The organism is Nesterenkonia halotolerans, assembly GCF_014874065.1.
GTDB lineage: Bacteria > Actinomycetota > Actinomycetes > Actinomycetales > Micrococcaceae > Nesterenkonia > Nesterenkonia halotolerans.
Window position 1 is genome coordinate 1,643,315 of the sequence record NZ_JADBEE010000001.1, and the last position, 25,256, is coordinate 1,668,570.

Here is a 25,256-nt window from a genome sequence, read left to right on the forward strand (position 1 = left end):
CGGGAGCCTCTCCGGCGAGCCAGAGACGCCAGCGCCAGACCTCCACACACGTTGCCCCGTTTCAGAATTGTGACTACAGTCACCTAACAACTGAGCGAAATAATCCTATCAAATGAGCGAACCTCGCCCCTGCTGGACCTCGCAGAACGGATATCACTATGGGAAGCAACGGACCACGGCTGACAAGGCGGACGCTGCTCGGCGCCGGCCTTGGCGGTGCGGCGCTGACGCTGAGTGGATGCAGCGGCGGGAGAACCGGCAGCGGGGGACGCGAGTCGATCGTCGTCGCCATCGTGTCCAACCCGCAGATGCAGGACGCCATCGGGTTGATCGAAAACTTCCGGCGCGACCATCCGAACATCGATGTCCGCTTCGTCTCGCTGCCGGAGAATGAGGCCCGCGCGAAGATCACCGCCTCGGTCGCTTCCGGCGGCGGCGAGTTCGACGTCGTGATGATCTCCAACTACGAGACCCCCATCTGGGCGGCCAACGGCTGGCTGACCAGTCTTGACTCCTATATGTCCGAGACTCCGGGGTATGACCCCGATGACTTCATCACCACCATCCGTGATGCACTCTCCTACGAGGACACCCAGTACGCGGTGCCGTTCTACGGCGAGTCCAGCTTCATGGTCTACCGAGAGGACCTCTTTGAAGAGGCCGGACTCAGCATGCCGGAACGGCCCACCTGGGATCAGGTCCGCGAGTTCGCAGAGGTCCTCCACTCACCCGATCAAGGACGTGCAGGAATCGCACTGCGTGGCCTGGCCGGCTGGGGCGAGAACCTCGCGCCGCTGAACACGGTGATCAATACCTACGGCGGTCGCTGGTTCGATATGGATTGGCGTCCGATGCTGGACTCGCCCGAGGTCGAAGCCGCGGTGAACACCTACGTGGACACGGTGCGGACCTGGGGCCAGCCTGGTGCCGCCACAGCAGGGTTCGGTGACTGCCTCACCCAGGTCGCCCAGGGCAACGCGGCCATGTGGTACGACGCCTCGTCGATGGTCAACGGCATCCAGGACCCCGGGTCCTCCACCGTGGCGGACAAGGTCAACTACGCCCTGGCCCCCACCGCGGAGACGGACTATGCAGGGTGGCTCTATGCCTGGAGCCTGGCCGTCCCGGAGACCAGTCCGCGCAAACAGGCGGCCTGGGAGTTCATCGCGTGGATGACCCACCCGGACTACTTCCAGCTCGTGGGCAACGAGATCGGCTGGGAGGGACTCCCGCCGGGCTCCCGCGAGTCCACCTACGAGATTCCGGAGTACGCCGAGATCGCCAGCAACTACGCCGAGCCGACGCTGACCGCCATGGGCAACGCGAACCAGGAGAACTGCATGGTCCACGAGGTGCCCTACGACGGGCTGCAGTTCGTGGCGATTCCCGAGTTCCAGGACCTGGGCACCCGCGTGGGTCAGCAGATCTCAGCCGCCATCGCCGGTCAACAGACGGTGACGGAAGCTCTGGACCAATCCCAGCGCTTCGCGGAAGCCGTCGCCATGACCTACGGATGGGAGTCCTGAGATGACGACGACGCAGAATCCACCTACCGCCGTCACCGGCGACACCCGCACCACGAAGCCAGCCTCACAACAGAAGTCGCAGCAGAAGGCTGATCGAGCGGACGCCTGGCGCCGCCGCGCGCCGCTCATGCCAGCGTTGATCTTCGTCATCATCGTCACCCAGGTCCCGTTCCTGCTGACCATCTGGTACTCGCTGCGCTCCCGCAACCTCCTGCGCCCCGAGGGTGAACAGTTCGTCGGCCTGAGCAACTACGGCGACCTCTTCCTCGACTCCACCTTCAGGCAAGCGGCTCTGAACTCGGTGCTGATCACCTTCGGCTGCGTGTTCATCGCCATGCTCCTCGGACTGGGGCTGGCGCTGCTGCTGGACCGGAAGTTCTTCGGTCGCGGGATCGTGCGCACCCTGCTGATCACCCCGTTCCTGATCATGCCGGTGGCCGGAGCGCTGCTCTGGAGCATCTCCATGTTCAACCCGACCTACGGGCTGGTGAACTGGCTGATCGGACTCGTGGGAATCTCACCGGTGGACTGGACCAGCGAATACCCGATGACCTCCGTCATCGTCGCCCTGGTGTGGCAGTGGACGCCGTTCATGATGCTCCTGCTGCTGGCAGGGCTGCAGTCTCAGGCACGTGATGCCCTCGAGGCCGCCTCGGTCGACGGCGCCTCGGCCTGGCAGACGTTCCGCTACATCACCCTGCCGCATCTGCGCTTCTACCTGGAGCTTTCAGTTCTTCTGGGCGCGATCTACGTGGTGAACACCTTCGATCACATCTACCTCATGACCGCCGGCGGCCCCGGGACGGCAAGTGCGAACCTGCCGTTCTACATCTACCAGCGCGCATTCCTCGGCTTCGACATCGGACAGTCTGCCGCCATGGGCGTGGTCACCGTGATCGCCACCATCGCCCTTGCGCTGCTGGCGCTGCGGCTCATCTTCACCAGCATCAACGCGAAGGAGCAGTCATGAAGAATCCGATATGGGGCCGCCTGCTCTCCGTGGCCACCTGGATCATCGCGCTGATCTTCTTCGCCCCAGTGGCGTGGATGGTGCTCACCAGCTTCAAGCAAGAGACCGACGCCGCAAGCTCGCCTCCCAGCTTCTTCTTCGAGCCCACCTTGGACCAGTACCGGGCGATCTTCGCCTCCGACGCCGGTCCATACTTCATGAACTCGGTGATCGCCACGGTCGCCTCCACCGTCCTGGTGCTGGTGCTCGCCATCCCGGCCGCCTACGCGCTGAGCATCCGACCGGTGAAGCGGACACAGGATGCGCTGTTCTTCTTCATCTCCACCAAGATGCTCCCCGTCGTCGCGGTGATCATGCCGATCTATGTCATCGCAGGTCAGATCAAGATGTTGGATAACATCGCGACGCTGATCATCCTCTACACCGCCATGAACCTGCCGATTGCGGTCTGGATGATGCGCTCCTTCTTCCTGGAGGTCCCCGGAGAGGTGCTGGAGGCGGCGTCACTTGATGGCGCCTCGCTGCTCGGCACCATGCGGCGGGTGTTGATCCCCATGGTCGCTCCCGGCATCGCCGCCACCGCGCTGATCTGCGTGATCTTCGCCTGGAACGAGTTCTTCTTCGCCCTGAACCTCACCGCGGCGAATGCGGCCACAGCACCCATCTATCTGCTGAGCACCATGACCTCCGAAGGGCTCTTCCTGGCACGACTCTCGGCCGCCTCGGTGCTGGCGTCGCTGCCCGTGGTCCTGGCCGGCTGGGTCGCACAGAAGCAGCTGGTGCGCGGGCTCTCCATGGGTGCGGTCAAATAGGAAGCGAATCCGGACCGGTGAGAATGAGGAGCACTGCGCTCCAACAATCCGTCACTTGAAGAACTCCGCAGCTTGAACACGTTTCTCGCTGAACGAGCAAAAAAACGGAGACTTGAATGACTCCTGAAAAACTGCGAACCGAGGAAGTCGAGCCGCATCATTGGATCAAGAGTCGTGCCGGAGGAGACTAGAACTCGGGGAGCTGAAGCAGATTGTTCGTCCAGGCCTGGTCGGCGCGAGTTCGAAGATACGGCTGACCCTGATCCGGCCGCACGACGGCGACGCTGGCCCTGAACCCTCCGGTCTCCACGTAGGCGGTTCCCCGCTTGTTCTCCACCCGATCCACCATGATGAGCTTATTGCTGGACCCGGAATGTCCGTCGTCGGGGTTGCGCCACTGGTAGGCCACAATCTGCGATTCGGTTTTCGACGTTGCACCGTACCGAACATGCGTAATCTCTACTGCCACTTGTCACTCCACCTCTGGCGAGGGACCAGACCGGTCACTCCATCAGAGATATGTTTACACAAGGAAGTGCAAATTTGAAGAGCATTCCGAAACTTTAGTCCACATTCTTCGCGGTCAGAGGCACGCCGCAGGGGACGGGCGAGGCTGGGTGCATACAGAGGCCAGGTGCGTGCGGGAGTGAGAGTGGAGCTAAGGGGAGTCGAACCCCTGACCTCGTCGATGCGAACGACGCGCTCTACCAGCTGAGCTATAGCCCCATACCGAGCCGACGACCACGCGAACCGAACTTCTCCGAAGAACCGCACGCGCGACGTCGACCTGTACAGGATAATGGATAGGTGACTTCTTCTGCTGAGACTGCCGTCTTCAATCCCACCCCGCCCTTCGGACTCCTGCTCGACGTCGACGGGCCCATCGCCTCTCCGGTGAGCCGGAGCGTCGCCATCGAGTCCATCGCGCGAGATCTGACCGCCATGGCCAATCAGGGCATCCCCGTCATCTTCAACACCGGGCGCTCCGATGACTTCATCGCCAAGCAGGTGATCCCGCCGATGCGCGCGGCGGGCCTGCTCCCCGACTCTCCGGTCTTCACGGTGAGCGAGAAGGGCGCAGTCTGGGCTGAGGTGACCCCCGAAGGGCTCGGCGAGATCAATGTCGACGAAGAGCTCAAGCTCCCCACCGCCCTCTTCGACGACATCCGCGATCTGGTGGCGGAGCGCTTCAGCGAGCTGATGTTCTTCGATGAGACCAAGCGCGCCATGGTCTCCGTGGAGCAGTCCACCGAGGTGGAGAACAAGGACTACCTCGAAGCTCAGAAGGACTTCGACGCCGCGATCCCGGACCTGCTCGAGAAGCACGAGCTGGAGCATGTGCGCATCGACCCCACCATCATCTCCACCGACGTGGAGCACGAAGGAGTCGGCAAGGACCTCGGCGCCCGTCGCAGCCTGAGCCTGCTCGAGGCCCGCGGCATCATCGCCGAGACCTGGTTCACCATGGGGGACTCGCGCAGCGACTACGCCATGGCCACCTGGCTGCATGAACGGGGTCTTCCCGTCAGCCATGTTGATGTCCGCCCCAAGGACGGCATCCCGGAGACCGAGTACGAGGTGCTCACCTCGTCCACCGGTGCCATCCACGATGAGGCCGGCGCCGAGTTCCTCAGCCGGTGGGCCGGAGACCCGACGCGCACCCGGGCCGGCCGCGGTGACTGAGTCTCCCGAGCTGACCCTGCCCGACGTCGCCGCCTGGCGCGCCTGGCTGGATCAGCATGAGGACAGCTCGGACGGAGTCTGGCTGGTGATGGCGAAGAAGGGCATCACCAGTCCGAACTCGCTGGGCTACGCAGACGCGCTGCAGGAGGCGCTGTGCAGCGGGTGGATCGACGGGCAGCGGAAGTCCCGCGATGAGAACACCTTCCTGCAGCGGTTCACGCCGCGGCGCAGGACCTCGATCTGGTCGCAGCGCAACGTCGGCTACGTGGAGGCGCTGATCGCTTCCGGGCGCATGCGTGAGCGAGGTGTGGCCGAGATCCAACGGGCTCAGGCCGATGGCAGGTGGGATCGAGCCTATGCCGGTCAGGCCGGGGCAGAAGTGCCAGCAGATCTGGCAGCTGCGCTGGAGGTCTCCCCCACGGCGAAGTCGACCTTCGAGGCGCTGGGCAGCCAGGGCAGGTACCACGTGCTGCACCAGCTGATGATTGCGGCGAACCCGGTGACCCGGGCCCGCAGGATCGAGCGGTTCATCGAGAAGCTGGACCGCGGAGAGACGCCGTAGCGTCAGCCGCTGAAGCGGTGCTGCCGGATCCAGGCGTGCATGGCGATCCCTGCCGCAGTGCCCGCATTGATGGACCGGGTGGAGCCGAACTGCGCGATGGAAAGCGTGTCCTGCGCGGCTTCCCGCACTTCTTCGCTGAGTCCGGGGCCTTCCTGACCGAAGACCAGCACGCACCGCTGGGGCAGCTCGTAGGTCTCGATGGGCCTGGAATCGGGAAAGAGGTCGACGCCGAGCACCGGCAGTCCCTCGGATTCCGCCCAGGCCACGAAGTCCTCCACTGTTGGGTGGTGCCGGACGTGCTGGTACCGATCGGTCACCATCGCGCCTCGGCGGTTCCAGCGCCGGCGCCCGATGATGTGCACCTCTTTGGCCATGAATGCATTGGCGGTGCGCACCACGGTGCCGATGTTGAAGTCATGCTGCCAGTTCTCGATCGCCACATGGAAGTCGTGGCGGCGTGAGTCGAGGTCTTCGACGATGGCCGCGTGGGACCAGTAGCGGTACTCATCGATGACGTTGCGGCGGTCACCTTCGCGCAGCAGCTCTGGGTCGTAGTGCTCGCCCTGGGGCCACGGTCCCTCCCACGGGCCCACACCGATCTCGCGTTCGGTGGGCTGCGCTGCGCCGTCGGCCTGCCCCTGCTGCTCCATGGGTTCGAGGCTATCCCACCTGCTCTGGTGGAATCTCACAGCCTCTGCGCCCGGTGCCGCCGATGAGCGTCCGACTAGTTCACCCGCGCCAGGAGGAACCCGTCCCAGCCCTTGAGTCCCACCGTCTGCAGCGCGGTGGCGGTGAGCCGTTCGTCGGTCTCGATCCGATCCATCAGGGTACGGATGCCCTGGATGTCCGGGTCGGTGCTGTCTTCATCCACCACCGCACCGCCGCGCACCACGTTGTCGATCACGATCACGGTGCCGGGGTGTGACAGCGTCAGCGAAGCCTCGAGGTAGTGCGGATTGTTCGCCTTGTCAGCGTCGATGAACACCAGGTCGAAGGGTTCTTCCTGTTCCTCGACCAGCATCTGTGCAGACTCCAATGCCGGGCCCACCCGCACGTGTACGCGCTCCGCCACACCGGCAGCCGTAAAGTTCCTCCGGGCCACCTGGGCCGCCGCCGGATCGATGTCCAAGGTGACCACTGCGCCGTCGTCGTCCATGGCTCGTGCCATCCAGATGCTCGAATACCCCGCCAGGGTGCCGAACTCCAGCACCCGCTTGGCGCCGGAGATCTGCACGAGGAGCGCCAGGAAGGCGCCCATATTGGCCGTGACGTCGATCCCCGGGGTCACAGTCTCCGCGGAACTGCGCCGAGTCTCGGCGAGCGCCTCATCCTCCGGCACCAGGCGTTCGATGAGGTAGTCATCTACAGCTGTCCATGCATTGTCCATTTCACCCATGTCAGCACCCTAGGCCCGCGAGCGCACTGCCGGGAATGGTTCACCGGTCCAGAGCCGCTACGGGCATATGCTCCAGATATGGCTGAAGCTTCGCTCACTATTCGACCCGCCGAACCCCGCGACCTCGCCCAAGTCGTGATGATCCAGACCCACTACGCCCACCACACGGTGATCACCTTCAGCGAGGAGCCGATGGGTGTCTCCGAGTGGGCCGCCGAGCTGGCGGAGAAGCGGGCGGCAGGCCACCCCTTCCTGGTCGCCGCGGAGGCCGGCGTCGTGCAGGGGTTCGCCTATGCCGGACACTGGCGGCGCAAGTCCGCATACCGCCACACCGTGGAGGACACCGTGTACCTGCGCCCAGGAGCCCAGGGGCGCGGGATCGGTCGCGCGCTGCTCGCTGAGCTGCTGATTCGCTGCGAGGAGGCCGGGCACCGCCAGGTCATCGCGGTGCTCTCAGAGGACGAGTCCACCCGCGCCTCGTATGTGCTGCACGAAAAGCTGGGCTTCACCGAGGTGGGACGACTGGCCGACGTCGGGGTCAAGCGCGGACGCACGTTGAGCACGATCCTGATGCAGCGCTCACTGGGGAGATGAGGGTCAGGCACGGCGAGAGCGACGGGGCTTGAACCCGTCACTCAACCCACATTCCATCCCGCCTCTTCCAATCCACCGAGCCCGTTCAGTCCCACCCAGAGGCCCACCAGGAACAGGATCAGCGCCACGGTGCCGTTCGCGTGTCGACTGAGGAACCCTTCCAACCACCGCAACGGCCGCTCCACTGCGCGGGCCGCGAACACCCGTGTCGCCAGCAACACCAGCGCCGGTGTGATCATGACCGCGCAATAGAAGAGAATCAGCGCCGGGGCTGCGGGCACTCCCGGGTCGAACGCCGCCACAAGCCCGATCCCGGCCAGATAGGGCAGCAACGTCGCGACCTCCAGACCTACCGCCGCCACCCCCAACAGGACCAGCGGCCTGATCCCAGCTCGGGCGCCCTCCCCCACCGCCCGCTCCCGGAAGCGACGAACCCGCCCCGCTGACCCACTGGCCTCCTCCCGCTGACGCTTGCGCTCCTTCCCCGCCGTGCTGAGCGGATCCAGCCGAAAGCTGTAGACGATCAGACCAATGCCCAGCCCCACCTGGGCGAGCAACACCGCCGGCATCTGTTGGGCTCGCGTCAGACCGTCGACCAGCTGGGTCCCGAACAGCAGCAGGCTCAGCAAGAGCAGGAGCCCGATCACGGCATAGGCACCGGCCACCACTGCGAGGTAGACCAGGACTCGCCCCGCCCGAAGCCGACCCGACGCCATCAGCAGCCACACTGGAATCAACAATGTCCCGAAGCTCGTCGAGTCCAGAAGTGCAAGCACGGTCAGCGCGCCCAGCAACGCCCATAGGGTGTCCACGCTGGCCAGCAGTTCATTGATCATGCGCTTAGACTCGCCCGCCCGGCCCGCAGAGCACATCGGTCAAAGGATCGAATCCCGGTCGACGGCGTCCTCATTCTCAACCTTTGGTCGGAAGCGGGTTGGGCTTCTCTGTGATCGAATATGGTCATGAGGCCGAGCGTCCGGGCACACCTGCAGTCACTGCTGACGCTCGGCGTCGCGGTGCTGATCCTCGCGGTGGGCTGGGCCGGTGTGGCCGAGCTTCCGTGGTGGAGCGCCCTCGGCGTCACTCCAGAACTGTGGTGGCACCTGATTCCGCTGACGCTGATGGCCGGAGCGCTGCTGCTGCGGATCCGTCGACCGACGCTTGCGCTGACTTTGGGGTGTGGCATCGTCGTGCTGGACCTCAGTATCGGCGTGAATGTGGGGATCCTGCTGTGCCTGTCTGACCTGGTGTACAACCTCGGCATCCGAGGGTCGCCGCGGGCAGTCGTGGCCTCTGCGGCTGCGTTGACCGGCATCACCCTGGCGTCATCCGCGCTGGGCCTTTTCGTGGGTGCGGACTGGGAGGGAGCGCTGAGCATTGCCCTCGTCGGTCTCGCCGTGCTGTTGATGCCCCTGTGGTGGGCGGCGGAGGTCCGGCGCGGCTACCCGCTCTGGCAGGAGCCTGACGCCCGACACCAGCTGGAGGCCGAACGCCACGCCAGCATGCTCCGCCGACAGGCGAGCAAGCGTCGCGAAGCTGTGGATCAGGAACGGCAGCGCATGGCACGGGAGCTCCACGATGTGGTCTCCTCGCAGGTCTCCGCGATCGCGCTGACCTCTGGGGCCGTGCTGAATTCTGTGGCCGACACCGAACGGGATCGGCGTGCCCTGGGAAGCATCCGGAGCATCAGCGTGGAGGCTCTCGCGCAGCTGCGAGAGATGGTCCTGCTGCTGCGCGGTGAGGGAGGGTCGCCCGAGGCGGAGTCCCTGAACTACCAGGAGCTGCTCGACGGAACCAGCTGGGAGGACGTGCTCACCCGGGCGAGAGACCGCGGAATGGAGATCAGCGTGACGGGCGAACCACCGGCGAATCTGACAACAGGCCAGCATCATGTGCTGCTGCGAGTGCTGCAGGAATCGCTGACCAACGCCGCGAAGCATGGCGATGCGCAAGCAGCTGTGACCCTGCGTCAGAAGCGCAAACGCCTGCAGCTCACAGTCACGTCCCCAGTGGCGGATGATCCGGCCGATTCCGACGGCGTACCCAAGGGGAACGACGACGACGCACCCCTCGGAACCGGCGTGGGCTTGGCGGTGATGCGTGAACGGGTACAGCTGATCGGAGGGTCCTTGAACGCCGGCCCGATGGGCGAGAACCCGACCAGGGTTCGCAGGGGCTCACAGCTCTGGATGGTCGAGGCCGAACTTCCGCTGAATCAGGAGCAGAGATGAACCAGGAGCGCATCACCGTGGTCCTCGCCGATGACCACTCCAGCATCCGCGCCGGGCTGAGGTTGCTGCTGGAGACCGCGGAGGGGATCGACGTCGTTGGAGAGGCTGCCGACGGAGCCGCTGCGGTGAGTCAAGCGTTTGCGCTGCGACCTGATGTGGTGCTGATGGACGCGCGGATGCCAGGCACGGACGGCATCGCCGCCACCCGCAGGATCGTGGCAGATTCTGCGGCTCAGGTGTTGATGCTCACCACTTTCGACCTGGATGAGGTCGTATTCGGTGCGTTGCGCGCTGGTGCGTCCGGTTTCCTGTTGAAGTCGGTGGAGCCGGATCAGCTGATCGACGCGATCCGGAGGGTGGCGGCCGGCGACGGGGTCCTCGCCCCGGAAGTGACACGCAAGCTGCTTCGCGAGTTCGCCGGCGGGGACGATTTGGAGGCGAACGCATCGCCGTCGTCGTCCGACGATGCCCCTGCGGAAGTCTCAGAACACCTGACGCGAAGGGAGCTCGACGTCCTCGCAGCGCTCGGTCGCGGGCTCTCCAACGCCCAGATTGCTCAGGAGCTCTTCGTCAGTCTGGCGACCGTCAAGACGCATGTGTCCAGCATCCTGTCGAAGCAGCAGCTGAGCTCACGGATGCAGGCCGCGATCCTTGCTCGGGAGGCTCGGCTCGCATGAGAGGTGTGGTGGGGTTGCCTACCCGAGACGGAGTGCTGAGCGCACCTGCCCGACCGCCCGCTCAAATCCTTCGCGATGGTCCTGCTGGTTGAAGCGCAGCAGCCTCCAACCCTCGGCAAAGAAGACGTTGTCGCGCCGCTGATCAGCGCGCTGCTGGTGCGGCGTGAAATGGGTCTCGCCGTCGTACTGGATGGCGATCTTCAACGCCGGGTAGCCCAGATCGGCGCGGGGTGACCAGCGGAATCTCGGCTGGGCGGGGACCTGCAGCTGCGGCTCCTGCAAGCCTGCGCGGATCAGCGCGAGCCGGAGAAGCGTTTCCGGGACGGAGTCTGCGCCGACACGGATCCAGGTCAGCGCGGCGAGGCAGCGTCGTCGGCCTGGCGTGCCGGGGCTTTCCTCCAGGAGGCCCCGAAGTTCGGCGAGTGTGGCATGGGGCGCAGCCCGTCCTTCGAAGCGCGGGTAGGGATGCCGCACCAGCTGGTCGCCGATGATGATCAGCTCGCGGACGGTGCAGAGCCTGCCCAGATCCAACCATGTGCGGGCTGGTGTCGCGACTCTGAGCCCCTACGAGTCACCACATCCTGGCGTCGGAGCGAGACCCGGTGCCCGCAGACACCTCCGCGCCGCGTCCAGACGTCCGGGCCCGCTGGGTGGGCAAGGTGCAGGCGCCCGTCCTTCTGCAACCTGTCTGGCAGCCACAACCCGTGGATTTCGGCGGCGGTTTGGTGCGAGACCCACATCTCTGGCCGATCTCGGAGGAGGGCCGCCGCTTTGATCTCGAGGGTCTCCTGGGGAGTGCACACATCGGCGAGCGCCCGGGCAACGTGGACACCGGACCCCAACGCGAGGATGTCCCTGCGTCGAAGGCGCTCTCGGGGCAGACCCTCGCGAAGAGCTTCGGCGGCCGTGAAAGCTCGCGTGGTGAGCTGCGGCGGAAGCGCGTCCATCTCGCAAGTCTGACGACCATTGCCGGATGGTTAGCCGTTTCTCCACAACCTCACATCTACTGGGCGATATTCGGGAAGTTCAGGCCAGATCTTGCTTCGAAAATCCCGAAAATCGCCCACTAAATGGCGGAGCATATCGAAAGACACCAGGAGCGGATGGGAAGGGACCGGACGGGACCGAGCTCAGCCGCGGCGTCCGTGCAGCACGCCGGTGGAGATGCCGGCCCTAGCCTCATCGGCCGCTCCACCGACAGCGGCAAGCTCGGGTGCGCTACAGGACTGCGCCTCCCCGGCCGTCAGCTCGGGGGCGCCGCAGGACTGCGGTTCTTCCGGGTCCGACGCGCTCACTCCGGAGCAGACCCCGGTCTCTGGCAGGTTCAGATTCCGGGCCGCCGCGTCGGCGCCAGCGAGGTGCGCTGCGATGGAACGGACCTGTTCGTAGCCGGTAGCCAGCAGGAAGGTGGGCGCCCGCCCGTAGGACTTCATCCCGGCGAGGAAGAATCCTTCCTCCGGGTGCGCCAGCACATCGGCTCCATGGGCCTCCACGGTGCCGCAGGAGTGGAACTCCGGATCGATGAGGGCGGCGAGTCGGCGCGGGGATTCCACGGCGGGATCAAGCTCCAGGCGCAGCTCGCGCAGCATCTCGAGCTGCGGGTGGAAGCCCGTGGCTGCGGCGAGGTGGTCCGCCGTGATCTGGCGACCATCTGCGAACTCGACCTGCAGCGTGGAGGTGGGCGCGGCGTCGTCGTCCGGGGTCTGGGCTCGCGCCTCCGGAGCGGCCAGGGCGTGGATCTCGGCGCCGGTGAGCAGCGTGATCTCGCCTTCCTCGACGAGTCGGCGCAGCCGCTGCCCCAGGGCGCCGCGAGCGGGGAGCTGATCTGCGTCTCCTCCGCCGTAGACGCGCTCGGCAGAGTCCCCACGGACGGCCCAGGTGATGGTGGTGGCGTGGTCCTGGCGCTTGAGCGCGGCGAGGTTGAGCAGCGTGTTGATCGCACTGTGTCCGGAACCGACGACCAGCGTGTGGCGCCCGGCGAGCCGCTGCGACTCGGCGCCGAGGACATCGGGCAGGGAACCGAGCAGCCGGTCGGCCACCGCCGCGGTGTCCTCGCCCAGGGCAGGAAGTCCGGCGGCGCCGAGCGGGTTCGGGCTGCCCCAGGTGCCGGAGGCGTCGATCACCGCGCGCGCATGCAGCTCGGTCACCGCCGACGCGTGGGCGACCCGCAGGATGAAGGGCTGACCGGCGCGCGCCTGCACATGGGTCTTGTCCCGCCCGCCACGACTGATGGCGAGGACTCGGTGATCCGTCCAGATCCGACCGGCGAGATCGGGGAGCGCTGCGAGCGGCTTGAGGTAGTCCCGCACCAGTTCAGCTCCGGTGGGCAGGGCGGTGGGGCGCGGCGACTCCCAGCCGGTGGCCTCCAGCATCGCGGAGCATGCGGAGTCGATGTTGTACCGCCAGGGAGAGAAGAGCTTGATGTGGCCCCATTCCCGGACCGCGGCGCCCACCTGGGACTCGGCCTCCAGAATCAGCGGCTCGAGGCCCTGTTCCAACAGGTGCACCGCAGCGGCGAGACCGATCGGACCGCCCCCGATGACGACGACGGGCAGTTCAGCAGTGGTGGCGGACGTGGCTGACATCGTGGCTCCATCTCGGCGGTCGACGCGGGAGAGCCCCAGGGATCCTCGAGGGAGCCCTGCGGAGCTCAGGGGATCCCGGAGGAATCCAGAGAACCCGGGAGGCGCTTCCCGCATCGATAAACATCGATCTTCTTCGATATGCCGAGACTAGCGCGGCGCATCGATGAACGTCAATGCAGCCCGTAGGCTTCAGTCAGTCGAGACCCAGATCGTTCTTCGAGAATGCGAACAGGTAGGGCACACCAGCTGTCGCTTCGATGTGCTCCTTGGCTCCGGTGTCGCGGTCCACGATCACGGCCACAGCTTGGACCAGTCCGCCAGCGGCACGGACGGCGTCGACCGCGGTGAGGGCTGAGCCGCCGGTGGTGGAGGTGTCTTCGAGCACCACGACCTTCTGCCCCTCGACGCTCGGACCTTCGACCTGACGTCCCATGCCATGGGACTTCTGCGCCTTGCGCACCACGAAGGTGTCCGTGGCCTGTCCCTGCTGCGCGGCGGCATGCATCACGGCAGTGCCCACAGGGTCTGCGCCCATGGTGAGACCACCGGCGGCGACGTAGTCGATGTCAGCCCCGGCGAGCAGATGACGCATGACCCGCCCCACCAGCGGAGCGGCCTCGTGCTGCAGCGTGATGCGGCGCAGATCGATGTAGTAGTCAGCCTCCTTCCCGGAGGAGAGCGTCACCTTTCCGCGCACGACGGCGAGCTCGCTGATGAGCTCCTGCAGTCGACGGCGGTCAGCGGCGGGATCGAAGGCGGGCTGCGGGGCACGGGCGGCAGTCTCAGTCATGGTCTCCATCCTATTGAACCTGCAGGGCTCGTCGACCGGCCCCGCCCGGCGAGCGCGTCTGGCCAACACCCAGACACAAGTGACACCGGCGAAACCTTGCGCTGAGTAGACTCGCCTCATGCGTGAGCTACAGAGTGTCATCGTCGAAGAAATGGGCGTGAAGCCTGAGATCGATCCCGCTGAGGAGGTCGCCCGCCGGGTGGACTTCCTGGTGGACTACGCGAAGTCCGCGGGGGTGAACGGTTTCGTGCTGGGCATCTCCGGCGGAGTGGACTCCTCGCTCGCCGGCCGACTCTGCCAGCTCGCCGCGGAGAAGCTCCGGGAGCAGGGACATGATGTCCATTTCCACGCACTGCGCCTGCCCCACGGCGTGCAGCACGACGCCGACGACGCCGCGGCCGCCCTGGAGTTCATCTCTCCGGACCGGACGGACTCGTTCAACATCGAGAAGGCCGTCACCGGCGTGGACAGCGCCTTCAATGACACCTTCGGCAGGGGCATGCAGGACTACCACCGCGGCAACGTGAAGGCGCGCCTGCGCATGACGGTGCAGTACGCCGTCGGTGGCGAGCATGGACTGCTGGTGGTCGGCACTGATCACGGAGCAGAATCCACCACGGGCTTCTTCACCAAATACGGCGACGGCGGGGCCGATGTCCTGCCGTTGTTCACTCTGAACAAACGCCAGGTCCGTCACCTGCTGAAGCATCTCGGCGCCTCGGAGACCCTCTGGTCCAAGGCCCCCACCGCCGACCTGCTCGATGACACCCCCGGTCAGCTCGATGAGACCGAGCTGGGGATCAGCTACGACCACATCGACGACTACCTCGAGGGTCGCGAAATCCCGGACAGCGAAGCGGAAGTTCTGGAGAAGCACTTCCTGCGCACCCGACACAAGCGCACGGTGCCGGTGACGATCCAGGACGACTGGTGGCGCCAAAGCTGAGCCAGCACCTCCGGCTCCGCACCTTCTACCCCCGACGCTTGGTGGCGAGGAGCGCGCTGGTAGTTTGAATCCATGCGGATTGCGACATGGAATGTGAACTCAATGCGGGCTCGAGCCGATCGGGTCGAGGCCTGGCTGGACCGCTCCGACGTAGACGTCCTGGCGATCCAGGAGACCAAGTGCAAGGACGAGAACTTCCCCTGGGAGGTCTTCGAGGCCAACGGCTATGACGTCGCGCATTTCGGTCTGAGCCAGTGGAACGGCGTGGCCATCGCCTCCCGCGTGGGCATGAAAGACGTGGAGCGCACCTTCGCGGATCAGCCGGTCTTCGGCAAAGGTGGCAAGGACCCCATCCAAGAGGCCCGCGCCATCGCCGCGACCTGTGGCGGAGTGCGCATCTGGAGCCTGTATGTCCCCAACGGCCGCTCGCTCGAAGACGAGCACATGGAGTACAAGCTCAACTGGCTGCGTCAGCTCAATGACAATGCCCAGGGCTGGTTGAACGAGGACCCGCAGGCTCAGATCGCGCTCATGGGTGATTTCAACATCGCCCCGCAGGACGAGGACGTCTGGGACATCGACTTCTTCCGCGACCAGGGCCTCACCCACGTCTCCGCCCCCGAACGTGCCGCCTTCCAGGGCTTCCTGGACAGCGGGTACACCGAGGTGGTGCGACCCCACACCCCCGGCCCCGGGGTCTACACCTACTGGGACTACACCAAGCTGCGCTTCCCGAAGAAGGAAGGCATGCGGATCGACTTCGTCCTGGGCTCCCCCGCCCTGACGACACGTGTCAGCTCCGCCTCCATCGACCGCGAGGAGCGCAAGGGCAAGGGCGCCTCGGACCACGCTCCCGTGATCGTTGAGCTGAGCTGAGCTGAGCTTCAGCCAACACAACGACGACGGCGCATGATCCTCCACGTGGTGGATCGGGCGCCGTCGTCGTTGTGTCCGCTGGAAAGCGGGATTCAGCCGCGGTTCTTCAAGTCTGAGCGCAGCGCTTCGATCTCCGCCCGAGTCCCGGCGGTGTTCTGCGAGGTGCGCACCAGCGCGATCATGAACTCAAGCGTGATGCGGAACAGGATGAGATAGATCATCGCCGGGATCCAGCCCAGCAGCAGCACGAAGAGCCCCGCGGCCGCACTATCGAGAAAAGCTGTGACGATCACGATCAGGTAGCCGAGCGCGATGAACAGGATCAGGATCGCGTAGATGAACTTCGCGAACTTCACCGTCACGAAGCTCTGGAATGAGAAGTCGAACAGCGCGGCGAAGAAGTTCTTGCCCTCCACGGCGTTCCGGTTGGGCGACTGCGGCGGCGGGTAGTTCGGCGGCGGGGACTGCTGGGGGTACGGCTGCCCTCCCCCGTACCCGTAGGGTGAACCGCTCTGGGCGGGCGGAGTCGGCTGACCATAGGGACCGGGGCTCTGCGGGGGCTGACCACCCTGCGGCCTGTTGCCGCCCGCGGGCCCCTCGCCGTCCTCGGGTCCGTAGGGTCCTGGGTTCTGAGTCATGACGCCTCCTGTGAAGTGCGGTCGCTCCGCCCTGAACACAACCTATACGAGCCCTCATGAACAGTCGAGGATTTTGTCGCGGAGGCCGCATCTTCAGGGCCTTACCCCGAGGAGCTCTGAATCTGGGCCTGCACGTCGGTGACCCTGCAAGGAACCTCAGGCCCGCTGTTCCGAGAGGAGTGCAGCGATGGCCTCAGCGCGGGAGTTCGCGTTCAGGGTGCGCAGAATGCGCGAGATGTGGAACTTGACCGTGTTCTCGCTGATCCCCAGCTCGTGAGCAATCGTGCGGTTCCTGCTGCCTGCTGTCAGCAGTTTGGCGACCTGCATCTCCCGTGGCCGAAGACCAGCGATCGCGGCAGTGGAAGGGCGAACCGGAGGTGGATCCAGCGGCAGACTCACCGAGAGTTCCGCACCCCACCCTGAGGTTTCGGTGAACGAAACCTGACCCCGCAGCGCGTCCACCCTTTGCCGGGCAATCTCCAGCAGCGCCTCGGCGTCCGCAGCTCCGCCAGCCCCATCATCGCGGAGGTCGATGAGGAGCTGGGTTCCGTCGCACTCCCACTGCACCCGCATGCGGCTGACCTCGGAACACTCCATACGACTGAGGATGACTCGTTGGACCACTGCGCGGGCTCCCCGAGCGACCTCGTCGGGCACCGGGTGATCGCCGCACGAGGGGCCGATGAACTCGAGCTGACCATGCCAGTAGCGCGCCGCGGACCTGAGCTCGTCTTTCAGGCGCGCGAAGGAGACGCTCACCGTCTCCTGGGCGAGGGTGCGCGCCTGACCGGACATCGCCCGGAGACGATCAAGCCCGGCGACGGATCGATTCAGGGCAGCTTCCCGGGCCGAGGCATCGGAGAGCCGTCCCGCCCTCAGTGGACCAAGAACGCCCTCGAGGGTCGCCGAATACTCGTCTCTGATCTCGTTCAACGCCAGAAGGCGCACCCCTGCAGTGGATCGGGCGTGCCGCAGATACTCCGGCGCGGCTTCATCAGCCCGCTCCTGCACGTGCAGCGAGACGATGTTCCAGAGGTCCGTCACGGTCCTCGGACGTGAGACCGGACCTGGATCGACCAAGAGGAGAAGGGCGCCGTTGCGAGCCACCAACTGCAGAACCGGGCGCTGGGCGTCATCGATGTGCAGAAAAGCCCGGCGGATGCCCTCCGCACTGCCGCTTGTGCTGCGGAGCCGGTCCACAGCAAGTCCGCTCATCCCTTGGTGAATCGTGGGATCGCCCCACCACTGGAGGCGACCACCGCTGACATCGGCAGTCAGCAGGACCAGCGCCGAATGCGCCACGAAGGGAGTCAGAAGCTCAGAGAGGCCACGACCGATCGACCCCAGCGGAGAGGCGAGCACCTCGTAAAGCTGGTGGAGCAGAGCATCGGACAGCGCGGCGCGATCCATGGTTCAGATCCTAGGGAAGAGACCTACCCAAAGGTAGGGCTCCGGCCCGCCTGATGGGTCATTGAGGCGCTTCTGACCCGGATGGAGACTCAAGTCGTGTGATGCAGCCCGCTGATCACCGTCGAGAAATGAGGCTAGCAATGTCTGAGAACAGAGCGATCGCATACAAGAGTCCCGGTGTGGTGGAAGTTGTGGATACTCCATACCCCGAGTTTGAGCTCAAGGATGGCCCTGGGGTGAACCCCGCGAACATTGGACGCAAGGTTCCGCATGGCGCGATCCTTCGGACAGTCGCCACGAACATCTGTGGCTCCGATCAACACATGGTGCGAGGACGGACCACGGCGCCGGCCGGGCTGGTCCTCGGGCATGAGATCACCGGCGAAGTCATTGAAGTCGGCCCTGACGTTGAATTCACCAAGGTCGGAGACATCGTCTCCGTGCCCTTCAACATCTCATGTGGCCGGTGTCGCAACTGCAAGGAGCGCAAGACCGGCATCTGCCTCAACGTGAACCCGGATCGCCCCGGAAGTGCTTACGGATATGTGGACATGGGTGGCTGGGTCGGAGGACAGGCGGAATACGTGCTGACGCCCTACGCCGACTGGAACCTGCTCAAGTTCCCCGACCGGGAACAGGCCCTGGAGAAGATACTCGATCTGACCATGCTCTCCGACATCTTTCCGACCGGATTCCACGGGGCTTACACCGCGGGCGTCGGACCTGGATCCACCGTCTACATCGCCGGGGCCGGCCCGGTCGGACTTGCCGCTGCCGTCGGCGCACAGCTGCTGGGCGCGAGCGCCGTGATAGTCGGTGACCTCAATGCGGACCGACTAGCGCAGGCCAGGTCCTTTGGATGTGAAACCGTGGATGTCTCCCAAGGGGATCCACGCGAGCAGATAGAACAGATCCTCGGCGTGCCGGAGGTCGAGTGCGGCGTTGACGCCGTCGGCTTCGAGGCTCGGGGACATGGAGCCGATTCGGCACAGGAAGCGCCAGCAACGGTCCTCAACTCCCTGATGGACCTGACGCAGGCCGGTGGAGCACTCGGCATTCCCGGCCTCTACGTCACCGGTGACCCGGGCGGAGTCGACGAAGCGGCCCAGGTTGGCTCGCTCTCCATCCGTCTCGGTCTGGGCTGGGCAAAATCGCTGTCCTTCGCCACCGGTCAATGCCCGGTGATGTTGTATCACCGACACCTCATGCAGGCGATCCTTCAGGACAAGGTGGAGATCGCCAAAGCAGTCAAAGCCACTGCAATACCGCTCGACGAGGCCCCGGCAGCGTATGCGGAGTTCGATAAGGGCGCGGCCAAGAAGTTCGTCCTCAACCCGAACGGCTACATCAAGAGCTGAGGCGGGCCTCCCTGCACCGTCCAGCGCTACATTCTGCGCCCGGCCTGAGTGTTTCCTGGTCGTCTCGGTGTAGATCAGTGAGGTCTCCACGCGACCTCAGACGCAAGAAAGCCCCTGGGAATCCAGGGGCTTTCTTGTAACAGTGGCTCCGACCGGCGTCGATCCGGTGACCTTTCGATCAAGAGTCAGCTTCTATCAAGGGTTTCTCCGGAACAGATCCGGAACGCGAGTCCGTCCTCGTCCTTCTGATCCGAGTGCTGGCCAGCCTCTTGAACTAGTGCTCCAGCGGGAGTCCGGTCATCCACAGGGCCCTCAGAGCTCCGTCTCCGAGTCGACCTCTTGCGTGTCCGCCCTTTCCTCCGACTCTAAACCTCACCGGACCAGGTCTGGAGCCGCCCGCACATGCCCCAGAGTCTGGGCCCCGGACGTGGCTCACCGCGGATGACGGTCGCGGTGGATAGATGCCTGCGGTCGCCGGATGCTAGGGCGTCAAGCTGGGCTCGGGTCTGTTCGGCTTCCATCTGGACGTTGTGCTCCCAGATGTGCTGCCAGTCCCCGATGAGGGGCCGGACGAGATCTACAGCATGAGTATAAAACCGTTCCAAGGCGGGGCGACCGTGCTCCACAATCCCTTCGAGCAACTGCCCATAACCCTCGATGGCTAGGTCCCGACGGGCGCGCGCCGCCTGGGCGCGCGCTATTTCGCCCTCGCCCACGGGTAAAGCCACTGCCGCTCGATACTTCTGTGGGTCGGCCACGATCTCTTCTGGAAAAGTCAGCACTGCGTCACCCGCTTCGGGAAGGCCCGCATTGGACATGATTACCTGCAGTTCAAGCTGGTCGTGGTTGATCAACCGATGAACGGTACCAGGAGTGAACCAGAGCAACGAGCCCGCTGAAAGTGAGTCCTGGGCTGGACCGGCCGAACTGATGGTGTGGACCGCGCCGCGGCCGCTGGTGACTACATACGCCTCGGTGGAGACAGTATGTAAATGAGGGGTCCCTCCGTGCAATCCGTCGGCGGCTTCCCAGTCGTAGACGCACAGGTGGCTCAGCGAGGTTCCGCCGGGGAACCGAGGTAGCGAGCGAAGGTTTGGAGAATGATTGCTCATGGTGATGCGACCTCGCCGAGTTCATCTCGCTCGCTTGCATCCAGGACTCCGGCGATAATCGGCGGACGGAGCCCCCACCACGGCGTATTACGATCCTGCAGCTGGAGTTCTCCCTCGACGGCCAGAACCTGCCGCGCACCGGTCGAGCTCAAGGTGCTGGTGAACCAGTCGGCCCGCAGTACGACACCAGGAGAATTGCCGACCGGTGCGCCGGCTGTGATTCTAGGGACGGCACACCGCGGATGCATAGCTGCCGAGGAATCGTAGCGGGTAGGTGCAGAATTCACCATGCTGGGCCCTCTCGGGGTAAGGGACATCGAGGAGTCTCTCCTTTGCAGCACGGAAGACAATCTCCCACGTCCAAGAGACGGGGTAAAGACTGGCGCGAGCCTGCGTTCTAGAGGCTCCGGTGTTTCGGCGTCGCTGTTTGCAGGTCCGAAGTCCTGCAGATCAGTCCTCATCGGGTCGCATGAGGTCCCTTCGTATGGCCTACAGAGCAAGGTCTTCTGCGAGCCGCATGACTTGCTCCGAGTCCCGGATGCCAGCTGCGAATACAAAGCGGTGGTTGAGTCGGAGTACACCATGATTGGGAAGCAAAATCTCTTGGTCAAAAGCTGGAGACTGGCTTGCTACGGCAAACGGAGTCGTTCGGGTAAACCATTTGACTGGCGGCACGTCGGCGTCGGCGCTGCTTGCTGTACCGCGGTAAGCGATCACGGTACCGCCACCATCTTGCTCGTCGTGCTGATTTTGGAAAGCGACCCACCGCGAAGCAGCGGTCCCCATGATTTCATTCTGGTCCACGAGAGCGTCAGACGACATGAGTTCACACCCTGTCCAAGACCGCGGTCCTCGCCAAAACCAACCGGTATACCCAGCGTCGGGCCGTCCCGCGGTGGTTGGACTACCAAGAGGGATAGTCGAGCCACGAACGTTCGTGAGCACCGTCGTCAGATCCACGGCCCAAACACCGCGTTCAGTATCCAATGAGTGGAACCGATGAAGGCGATGCTCATCGAACCAATGCTCTCCTGTGCTAGTGATCCACTCCAAAGACTCGTCGAGCAGCACTTCGCTTCCGCCCGTCGGCTTGTTCCTGAACTCGACGTGTCGCATCGAGCCCTTGTTGTCAAGGTACTGGTACCCGTGTTCACGAGAGAACGTGGGCCCGCCCCAGAAGTTCTGAGTATCCACATGAGACCAAGTGAACTGCAGCCCGACATGCCACCGATGGTCCCAGGGCCGACGCACGGCTGCCGGGCCGCCATCGAGGAACCGGAGAGGGTACAGGTACGGTTTCGGTGCTTCTCGTGCTGGGGTTTCGGGCCGGAACGCATAAGTTGCGATCTCAACCTCACCCGCGCGAACTACGATTTCAGTGTCTGAAGACTCGATCTCGAATTGGTTAGACATTCTTGCGCTTTCGATTCGTTGCAGCGTTGTCGGGGCTCAGGGAGTAGGTGTGTGAAGGGTCGTGCATTCCGGTGTAGTAGGGACCGCTCTGCTTGAGGTCGCTTCGTCGTACGGTGCGGCCAGTCTCGGCAGATTCGTAGAGGGCGGCGATGAATTCGAGAACTCGCCGTCCATCATCGCCGGAGGCTCGCGGGCGCGAGTTCTTTTCCATCGCATCGAGCAGTTCGTCGAGTTGCTGGATATGGGAGCTGGGAACGTTCTCTTCTGGCAGCCAGGACTCGGAGGGTTCTGCGGATTCGCTTGCTAGGTGAGGGGCGGGCGTCCACCGCCAAGATGTGTTGTCGTATCCGTAGACGTGCTCCACCTCGACCGTCGCGTCTTGGAAGTCAAAGCGCAAGTACGATGTCTCGCGGGGGGAGACCACACTGTTCACCACGGATGCTAAGGCGCCAGAGGAAAATTTCACCATGGCCATGGAAACGTCCTCCGTTTCGAGATCACGGTCTTGAACATCCGCTCGGGCGGTGACTTCAGTCCAGTCTCCGAGAATCTCTAACAGCAGGTCCATCTGGTGGATTCCGTGCCCCATCGTGGGGCCGCCTCCTTCTGTCTCCCACTTTCCTCGCCACGGCACCTCGTAGTACTCGTGAGTGCGGAACCACAACGTATGGCACACAGAAACCAGTGGGCGCCCCAAGGTCTTCTCAGCTAGGTGCCGACGTAGGCGTTGCGCGGCGGAGCCGAAACGGTGCTGGAAGACATATGAGGCGAACGGCCCTTCATGTCCTTCATAGATGGCAACCTCGTCGTACTCGGACAATGAGAGCATCGGTGGTTTCTCGCACCAGACCCAGGCGCCAGCCTGAAGTCCCGCGATGACGGCATCCCTGTGTGCCACTGGTGGGGTACACACCACCAGGAGGTCGGGTTTCTCTGCTTCAAGGAGCTCCTCGGTAGTCGAGTATCGTCCCGGGATCCCCCATTCGTCTGCGACCGTACCGAGACGCTCAGCGTTTGGCTCGGCTACGCCAACAATCTCGATGCGATCTCTGTGCGCGTAAAGGGCAGGAAGGTGTTTATACACGGCGATCCCCCCAGCTCCAACGAGCGCAGCGCGGACAGGTTTTTCGGTATTAGACACGGTTCTCCATCTCTATCGGTCTTGGTTGGGTGCTTCCGTCAGCCCCATGGCGGGATCGCGAAGCAACTCGCTCACTCATCCGCGCACCGGGTTGCCACAACGTGCATGAGGATGGACGGATATAAACACGAACTGCCGATATAAACAATCGGTCGTTAACCTGAATATTCCGGACACATTTACATCGCGACAGACAAAATAATTGTGTTAATTGAAAGATTTAGTTCGCCTATTTCCTGTGACGTTCAGATGGCTGGGGAAGCCCAAGGGAGGCGACCTCGGCGACATATTTGCCGGATTTTAGAGGCGATAGTTCAGATCAGCTCGCGCTGTGAACATCTGTTCCCTTCGAGTGTGCGTCTCTAAACATCTTCGTGTAAGCCACATTACAAAGTCAAGCATGAGACGACCGGCGTTTCTCCTTAATCTGCGACATGAGGGGCGACCATCCCTGTATCGCGCGGGATTGAGGCGCGGGTGGGCACAACTCAGACACCCAATTCCGGGGAGCTCTGGGCGCTTCACTCAGCAACCCTCAGGGCGCGTCTATCAGCAGATGGCAGGTTGAACAGATGTGCCTTGACATATGATTGGGATCGCATCTATCGTAAATATGACTTGCCTCACACCCCGTTCTAGAGGGTTTCTACTCTCATACAAGGAGATCTAAATGGCTCGTGCAACCAGACTTTCCTCAGCTGTAGCGACTGCCGTCATGGCATCAGTTCTCCTATCGTCATGCGGTAGCGGAGGAGATGATGCCGCGGCTGGCGGAGAAGGCGACATCGAGCTGCGCTTCACGTGGTGGGGTGGGGACAGCCGCCAGGAATATACTCAAGAAATTATCGACAATTTCGAGAAAGAAAACCCAAATATCAGCATCTCTGCCGAATATAGCGACTGGGGCGGGTACTGGGACAAGCTTGCGACGCAAGCGGCTGGACGTGACCTGCCCGACGTTATCCAAATGGAGTTGCGCTACATGCGCGAGTACATCAGCAGTGGGCAGTTCCTTCCCCTCGAAGCCGTCAACGTGGACGATATCTCTCCAGCAGTCCTTGAAGGGGGTGTCATCGACGGTGAGCAATACGGAATACCCAGCGGAAGCACTGTCCCCTCGTTCGTTGCAAACCGGGAGGTGTTCGAAGAAGCCGGTGTCGAATTCCCGGATGATGAGACGTGGACATGGGAAGACTTTGAGGAAATCGCACAAGAAGTCAGCGACAACTCTGACGCGGCCGGTCTCGCCCGCCCACTGGGCGACTTTGGATTTGAGGTCTGGCTACGCCAGCACGCGGGGACCGATATCGTCACCGAGGATGGACAACTCGGTTATACCCCTGAGGACAGCGTCCCCTATTTCCAGATGCTCCAGGACATGACCGAATCCGGCTCAATGGCTTCTGCCTCTGCCGCGTCTGAGGACAGGGGCGCAGCTTTGGAGCAAACTCTAGTGGTATCGGGGGAAGCGGCGATGTATGTCGAGTGGGATACCACAATCATGTCAATCGCTGGTGGGGAAAACGAGAACCTCGTGCCCTTGAGGTTCCCCACAGTTACGGGCAGCGCCTCCGACTCGGAACAGTTCTTCAAGCCTGCGATGTTCTACTCGGCCTCTGCGAGTTCGGAGCACCCGGAAGAGGCTCAACTCTTCATCGACTATCTGGTCAATAGCGAGGAAGCCGGAAGCCTGACCGGTATAGACCGCGGTCTGCCTGGCAACGAGACGGTCCGCGAAGCGATCCTGCCCGACCTTGCTGGCGGCGCACAGGTGATCGTGGACTACCAGGAAGAATTGGAGCCCGATATCTCTCCCATCCCACCAGTCCCGCCTGTTGGCTACGGGGCCGTCCAGGACATCATCTTCCGATTCGAGGAAGAGGTCATTTTCGACCGAATGTCCCCAGAGGAAGCAGCCGAAGGCATGTTCTCTGAGATCGAATCAGCCATCAGTTAGCGCGTGGGGCGGACACCGTAGACAGTTGGGTGGCACAGGTCAGGGATACGTAACTGATGCTGCTCGATTTCTTCAGTGGCGTGGTCGTGAGTCCAGTGCCCGCGGGCGAGACGATGCCCGCAGACTACGGACTCACGACCTAGCGCGGGACGCGCTTCTGTCGAACTTGGGGACAGTTCACGGCTTTGACGTTGTCAGCTCGGACGGCGCCAGGGTTTAATGCCGTTGGCTCTAGCCAACACCTCAGAAGTATTCCCATCCCCCTGGTGGCCTTAGACAATCCATTGAGAGACTGGGGAGGGCCCCGTTGCTTCGCGTGGCAGATCGCTCTGCTTGGGTCCTTCTTGACGTTCGCGATTGTGTTGACTGGGTCCCCTTTCTGGCGTTGGCTGTCTCTACCGCTGAGGTCATACAACCCAACACTGGAGCTGAGCGGGCAAAATCACCGGGAGGCCAGCCGGTCTTCAAATCGCTACTGAGCGTTCCGTGCTCTTGACCACCTGCCCCCGCCTACGCGGTCAAAGCGTCATAGGCGGGGCACAGAAAAAATGCCAAATCGCAGCGTATGAACTCCGAAGT

At 63.7% G+C, this 25,256-nt stretch carries 24 protein-coding genes and 1 tRNA gene; 12 read left to right on the plus strand and 13 right to left on the minus strand.

The window, feature by feature from the left end; all coding sequences use genetic code 11:
• Positions 1 to 158: 158 nt before the first annotated feature.
• The 3 genes from H4W26_RS07470 to H4W26_RS07480 are packed head-to-tail and all read left to right on the plus strand — an operon-like array spanning position 159 to position 3,308.
• Positions 159 to 1,526: an ABC transporter substrate-binding protein gene (locus tag H4W26_RS07470; protein ID WP_192591455.1), complete on the plus strand. Its 1,368-nt coding sequence runs from the start codon at positions 159 to 161 to the stop codon at positions 1,524 to 1,526.
• A gap of 1 nt (position 1,527) precedes the next feature.
• Entirely contained in the window at positions 1,528 to 2,496 is a 969-nt protein-coding gene (locus tag H4W26_RS07475) for a carbohydrate ABC transporter permease (RefSeq protein ID WP_192591456.1), read from the plus strand.
• Positions 2,493 to 3,308: a carbohydrate ABC transporter permease gene (locus H4W26_RS07480; RefSeq protein WP_192591457.1), complete on the plus strand. Its 816-nt coding sequence runs from the start codon at positions 2,493 to 2,495 to the stop codon at positions 3,306 to 3,308. Before H4W26_RS07475 ends, H4W26_RS07480 begins: the two co-directional genes overlap by 4 nt.
• A gap of 187 nt (positions 3,309 to 3,495) precedes the next feature.
• Here H4W26_RS07480 and H4W26_RS07485 read toward each other — a convergent pair whose 3' ends face one another.
• Positions 3,496 to 3,777, minus strand: coding sequence for a DUF3892 domain-containing protein (locus H4W26_RS07485; protein WP_192591458.1), 282 nt, complete (start codon positions 3,775 to 3,777; stop codon positions 3,496 to 3,498).
• Positions 3,778 to 3,961: 184 nt separating this feature from the next.
• Positions 3,962 to 4,034: transfer RNA gene (locus tag H4W26_RS07490), tRNA-Ala, on the minus strand.
• A gap of 81 nt (positions 4,035 to 4,115) precedes the next feature.
• On the opposite strand from H4W26_RS07490, the gene H4W26_RS07495 reads away from it, so the two are divergent.
• Both H4W26_RS07495 and H4W26_RS07500 read left to right on the plus strand, forming a co-directional pair.
• Entirely contained in the window at positions 4,116 to 4,991 is an 876-nt protein-coding gene (locus H4W26_RS07495) for a hypothetical protein (protein ID WP_192591459.1), read from the plus strand.
• Positions 4,984 to 5,553: a YdeI/OmpD-associated family protein gene (locus H4W26_RS07500; protein WP_318779800.1), complete on the plus strand. Its 570-nt coding sequence runs from the start codon at positions 4,984 to 4,986 to the stop codon at positions 5,551 to 5,553. The genes H4W26_RS07495 and H4W26_RS07500 overlap by 8 nt, the downstream gene beginning before the upstream one ends.
• A gap of 2 nt (positions 5,554 to 5,555) precedes the next feature.
• On the opposite strand, the gene H4W26_RS07505 is transcribed toward H4W26_RS07500, so the two are convergent.
• Both H4W26_RS07505 and H4W26_RS07510 read right to left on the minus strand, forming a co-directional pair.
• Positions 5,556 to 6,203 carry a TrmH family RNA methyltransferase gene (locus tag H4W26_RS07505; protein WP_192591461.1) on the minus strand — a complete coding sequence of 216 codons (648 nt, stop codon included), beginning with the start codon at positions 6,201 to 6,203 and terminating at the stop codon, positions 5,556 to 5,558.
• Positions 6,204 to 6,277: 74 nt separating this feature from the next.
• Complete coding sequence (locus tag H4W26_RS07510; protein WP_192591462.1) at positions 6,278 to 6,949, minus strand: O-methyltransferase; 672 nt, start codon at positions 6,947 to 6,949, stop codon at positions 6,278 to 6,280.
• A gap of 78 nt (positions 6,950 to 7,027) precedes the next feature.
• On the opposite strand from H4W26_RS07510, the gene H4W26_RS07515 reads away from it, so the two are divergent.
• Positions 7,028 to 7,543, plus strand: coding sequence for a GNAT family N-acetyltransferase (locus H4W26_RS07515; protein ID WP_192591463.1), 516 nt, complete (start codon positions 7,028 to 7,030; stop codon positions 7,541 to 7,543).
• 41 nt (positions 7,544 to 7,584) lie between these two features.
• On the opposite strand, the gene H4W26_RS07520 is transcribed toward H4W26_RS07515, so the two are convergent.
• Positions 7,585 to 8,379 (minus strand): GAP family protein, encoded by a 795-nt coding sequence (locus H4W26_RS07520; protein WP_192591464.1) that lies wholly within the window; start codon positions 8,377 to 8,379, stop codon positions 7,585 to 7,587.
• Positions 8,380 to 8,505: 126 nt separating this feature from the next.
• Between H4W26_RS07520 and H4W26_RS07525 the strand changes: the two genes are divergently transcribed.
• Together H4W26_RS07525 and H4W26_RS07530 are read left to right on the plus strand one after the other, a co-directional pair.
• Entirely contained in the window at positions 8,506 to 9,774 is a 1,269-nt protein-coding gene (locus H4W26_RS07525; RefSeq protein ID WP_192591465.1) for a sensor histidine kinase, read from the plus strand.
• Complete coding sequence (locus H4W26_RS07530; RefSeq protein WP_192591466.1) at positions 9,771 to 10,451, plus strand: response regulator; 681 nt, start codon at positions 9,771 to 9,773, stop codon at positions 10,449 to 10,451. Before H4W26_RS07525 ends, H4W26_RS07530 begins: the two co-directional genes overlap by 4 nt.
• A gap of 18 nt (positions 10,452 to 10,469) precedes the next feature.
• Here H4W26_RS07530 and H4W26_RS07535 read toward each other — a convergent pair whose 3' ends face one another.
• From H4W26_RS07535 to pyrE, 3 genes are all read right to left on the minus strand, one after another.
• Positions 10,470 to 10,982, minus strand: coding sequence for an endonuclease domain-containing protein (locus tag H4W26_RS07535; protein WP_192591467.1), 513 nt, complete (start codon positions 10,980 to 10,982; stop codon positions 10,470 to 10,472).
• A gap of 599 nt (positions 10,983 to 11,581) precedes the next feature.
• Complete coding sequence (locus H4W26_RS07540; RefSeq protein ID WP_192591468.1) at positions 11,582 to 13,036, minus strand: FAD-dependent oxidoreductase; 1,455 nt, start codon at positions 13,034 to 13,036, stop codon at positions 11,582 to 11,584.
• Between the two features lie 193 nt (positions 13,037 to 13,229).
• On the minus strand, positions 13,230 to 13,826 hold the full coding sequence (gene pyrE / locus H4W26_RS07545) for an orotate phosphoribosyltransferase (RefSeq protein WP_192591469.1): 597 nt from the start codon (positions 13,824 to 13,826) through the stop codon (positions 13,230 to 13,232).
• A gap of 118 nt (positions 13,827 to 13,944) precedes the next feature.
• Here pyrE and nadE point away from each other — a divergent pair, with 118 nt between their 5' ends.
• Entirely contained in the window at positions 13,945 to 14,772 is an 828-nt protein-coding gene (gene nadE, locus H4W26_RS07550) for an ammonia-dependent NAD(+) synthetase (protein ID WP_192591470.1), read from the plus strand.
• A 72-nt stretch (positions 14,773 to 14,844) separates the two neighbouring features.
• A complete protein-coding gene (locus tag H4W26_RS07555; RefSeq protein WP_192591471.1) occupies positions 14,845 to 15,648 on the plus strand; it encodes an exodeoxyribonuclease III in 804 nt (267 codons plus the stop codon).
• A 92-nt stretch (positions 15,649 to 15,740) separates the two neighbouring features.
• On the opposite strand, the gene H4W26_RS07560 is transcribed toward H4W26_RS07555, so the two are convergent.
• A complete protein-coding gene (locus H4W26_RS07560) occupies positions 15,741 to 16,286 on the minus strand; it encodes a DUF4282 domain-containing protein (protein WP_192591472.1) in 546 nt (181 codons plus the stop codon).
• Between the two features lie 156 nt (positions 16,287 to 16,442).
• Positions 16,443 to 17,696, minus strand: a complete 1,254-nt coding sequence (locus tag H4W26_RS07565; protein WP_192591473.1) for a helix-turn-helix transcriptional regulator — start codon at positions 17,694 to 17,696, stop codon at positions 16,443 to 16,445.
• A 140-nt stretch (positions 17,697 to 17,836) separates the two neighbouring features.
• Between H4W26_RS07565 and fdhA the strand changes: the two genes are divergently transcribed.
• Positions 17,837 to 19,054: a formaldehyde dehydrogenase, glutathione-independent gene (gene fdhA / locus H4W26_RS07570; protein WP_192591474.1), complete on the plus strand. Its 1,218-nt coding sequence runs from the start codon at positions 17,837 to 17,839 to the stop codon at positions 19,052 to 19,054.
• A gap of 365 nt (positions 19,055 to 19,419) precedes the next feature.
• Here the strand turns inward: fdhA and H4W26_RS07575 are convergent, their stop codons facing one another.
• The 3 genes from H4W26_RS07575 to H4W26_RS07585 form a co-directional block, all read right to left on the minus strand.
• Positions 19,420 to 20,166 carry a cupin domain-containing protein gene (locus tag H4W26_RS07575; protein WP_192591475.1) on the minus strand — a complete coding sequence of 249 codons (747 nt, stop codon included), beginning with the start codon at positions 20,164 to 20,166 and terminating at the stop codon, positions 19,420 to 19,422.
• 489 nt (positions 20,167 to 20,655) lie between these two features.
• Positions 20,656 to 21,579, minus strand: coding sequence for a DUF6807 domain-containing protein (locus tag H4W26_RS07580; protein WP_192591476.1), 924 nt, complete (start codon positions 21,577 to 21,579; stop codon positions 20,656 to 20,658).
• Positions 21,572 to 22,720, minus strand: coding sequence for a Gfo/Idh/MocA family protein (locus H4W26_RS07585; protein WP_192591477.1), 1,149 nt, complete (start codon positions 22,718 to 22,720; stop codon positions 21,572 to 21,574). Before H4W26_RS07585 ends, H4W26_RS07580 begins: the two co-directional genes overlap by 8 nt.
• Positions 22,721 to 23,390: 670 nt before the next feature.
• Between H4W26_RS07585 and H4W26_RS07590 the strand changes: the two genes are divergently transcribed.
• Positions 23,391 to 24,677, plus strand: a complete 1,287-nt coding sequence (locus tag H4W26_RS07590; protein ID WP_192591478.1) for an ABC transporter substrate-binding protein — start codon at positions 23,391 to 23,393, stop codon at positions 24,675 to 24,677.
• Positions 24,678 to 25,256 lie beyond the last annotated feature (579 nt).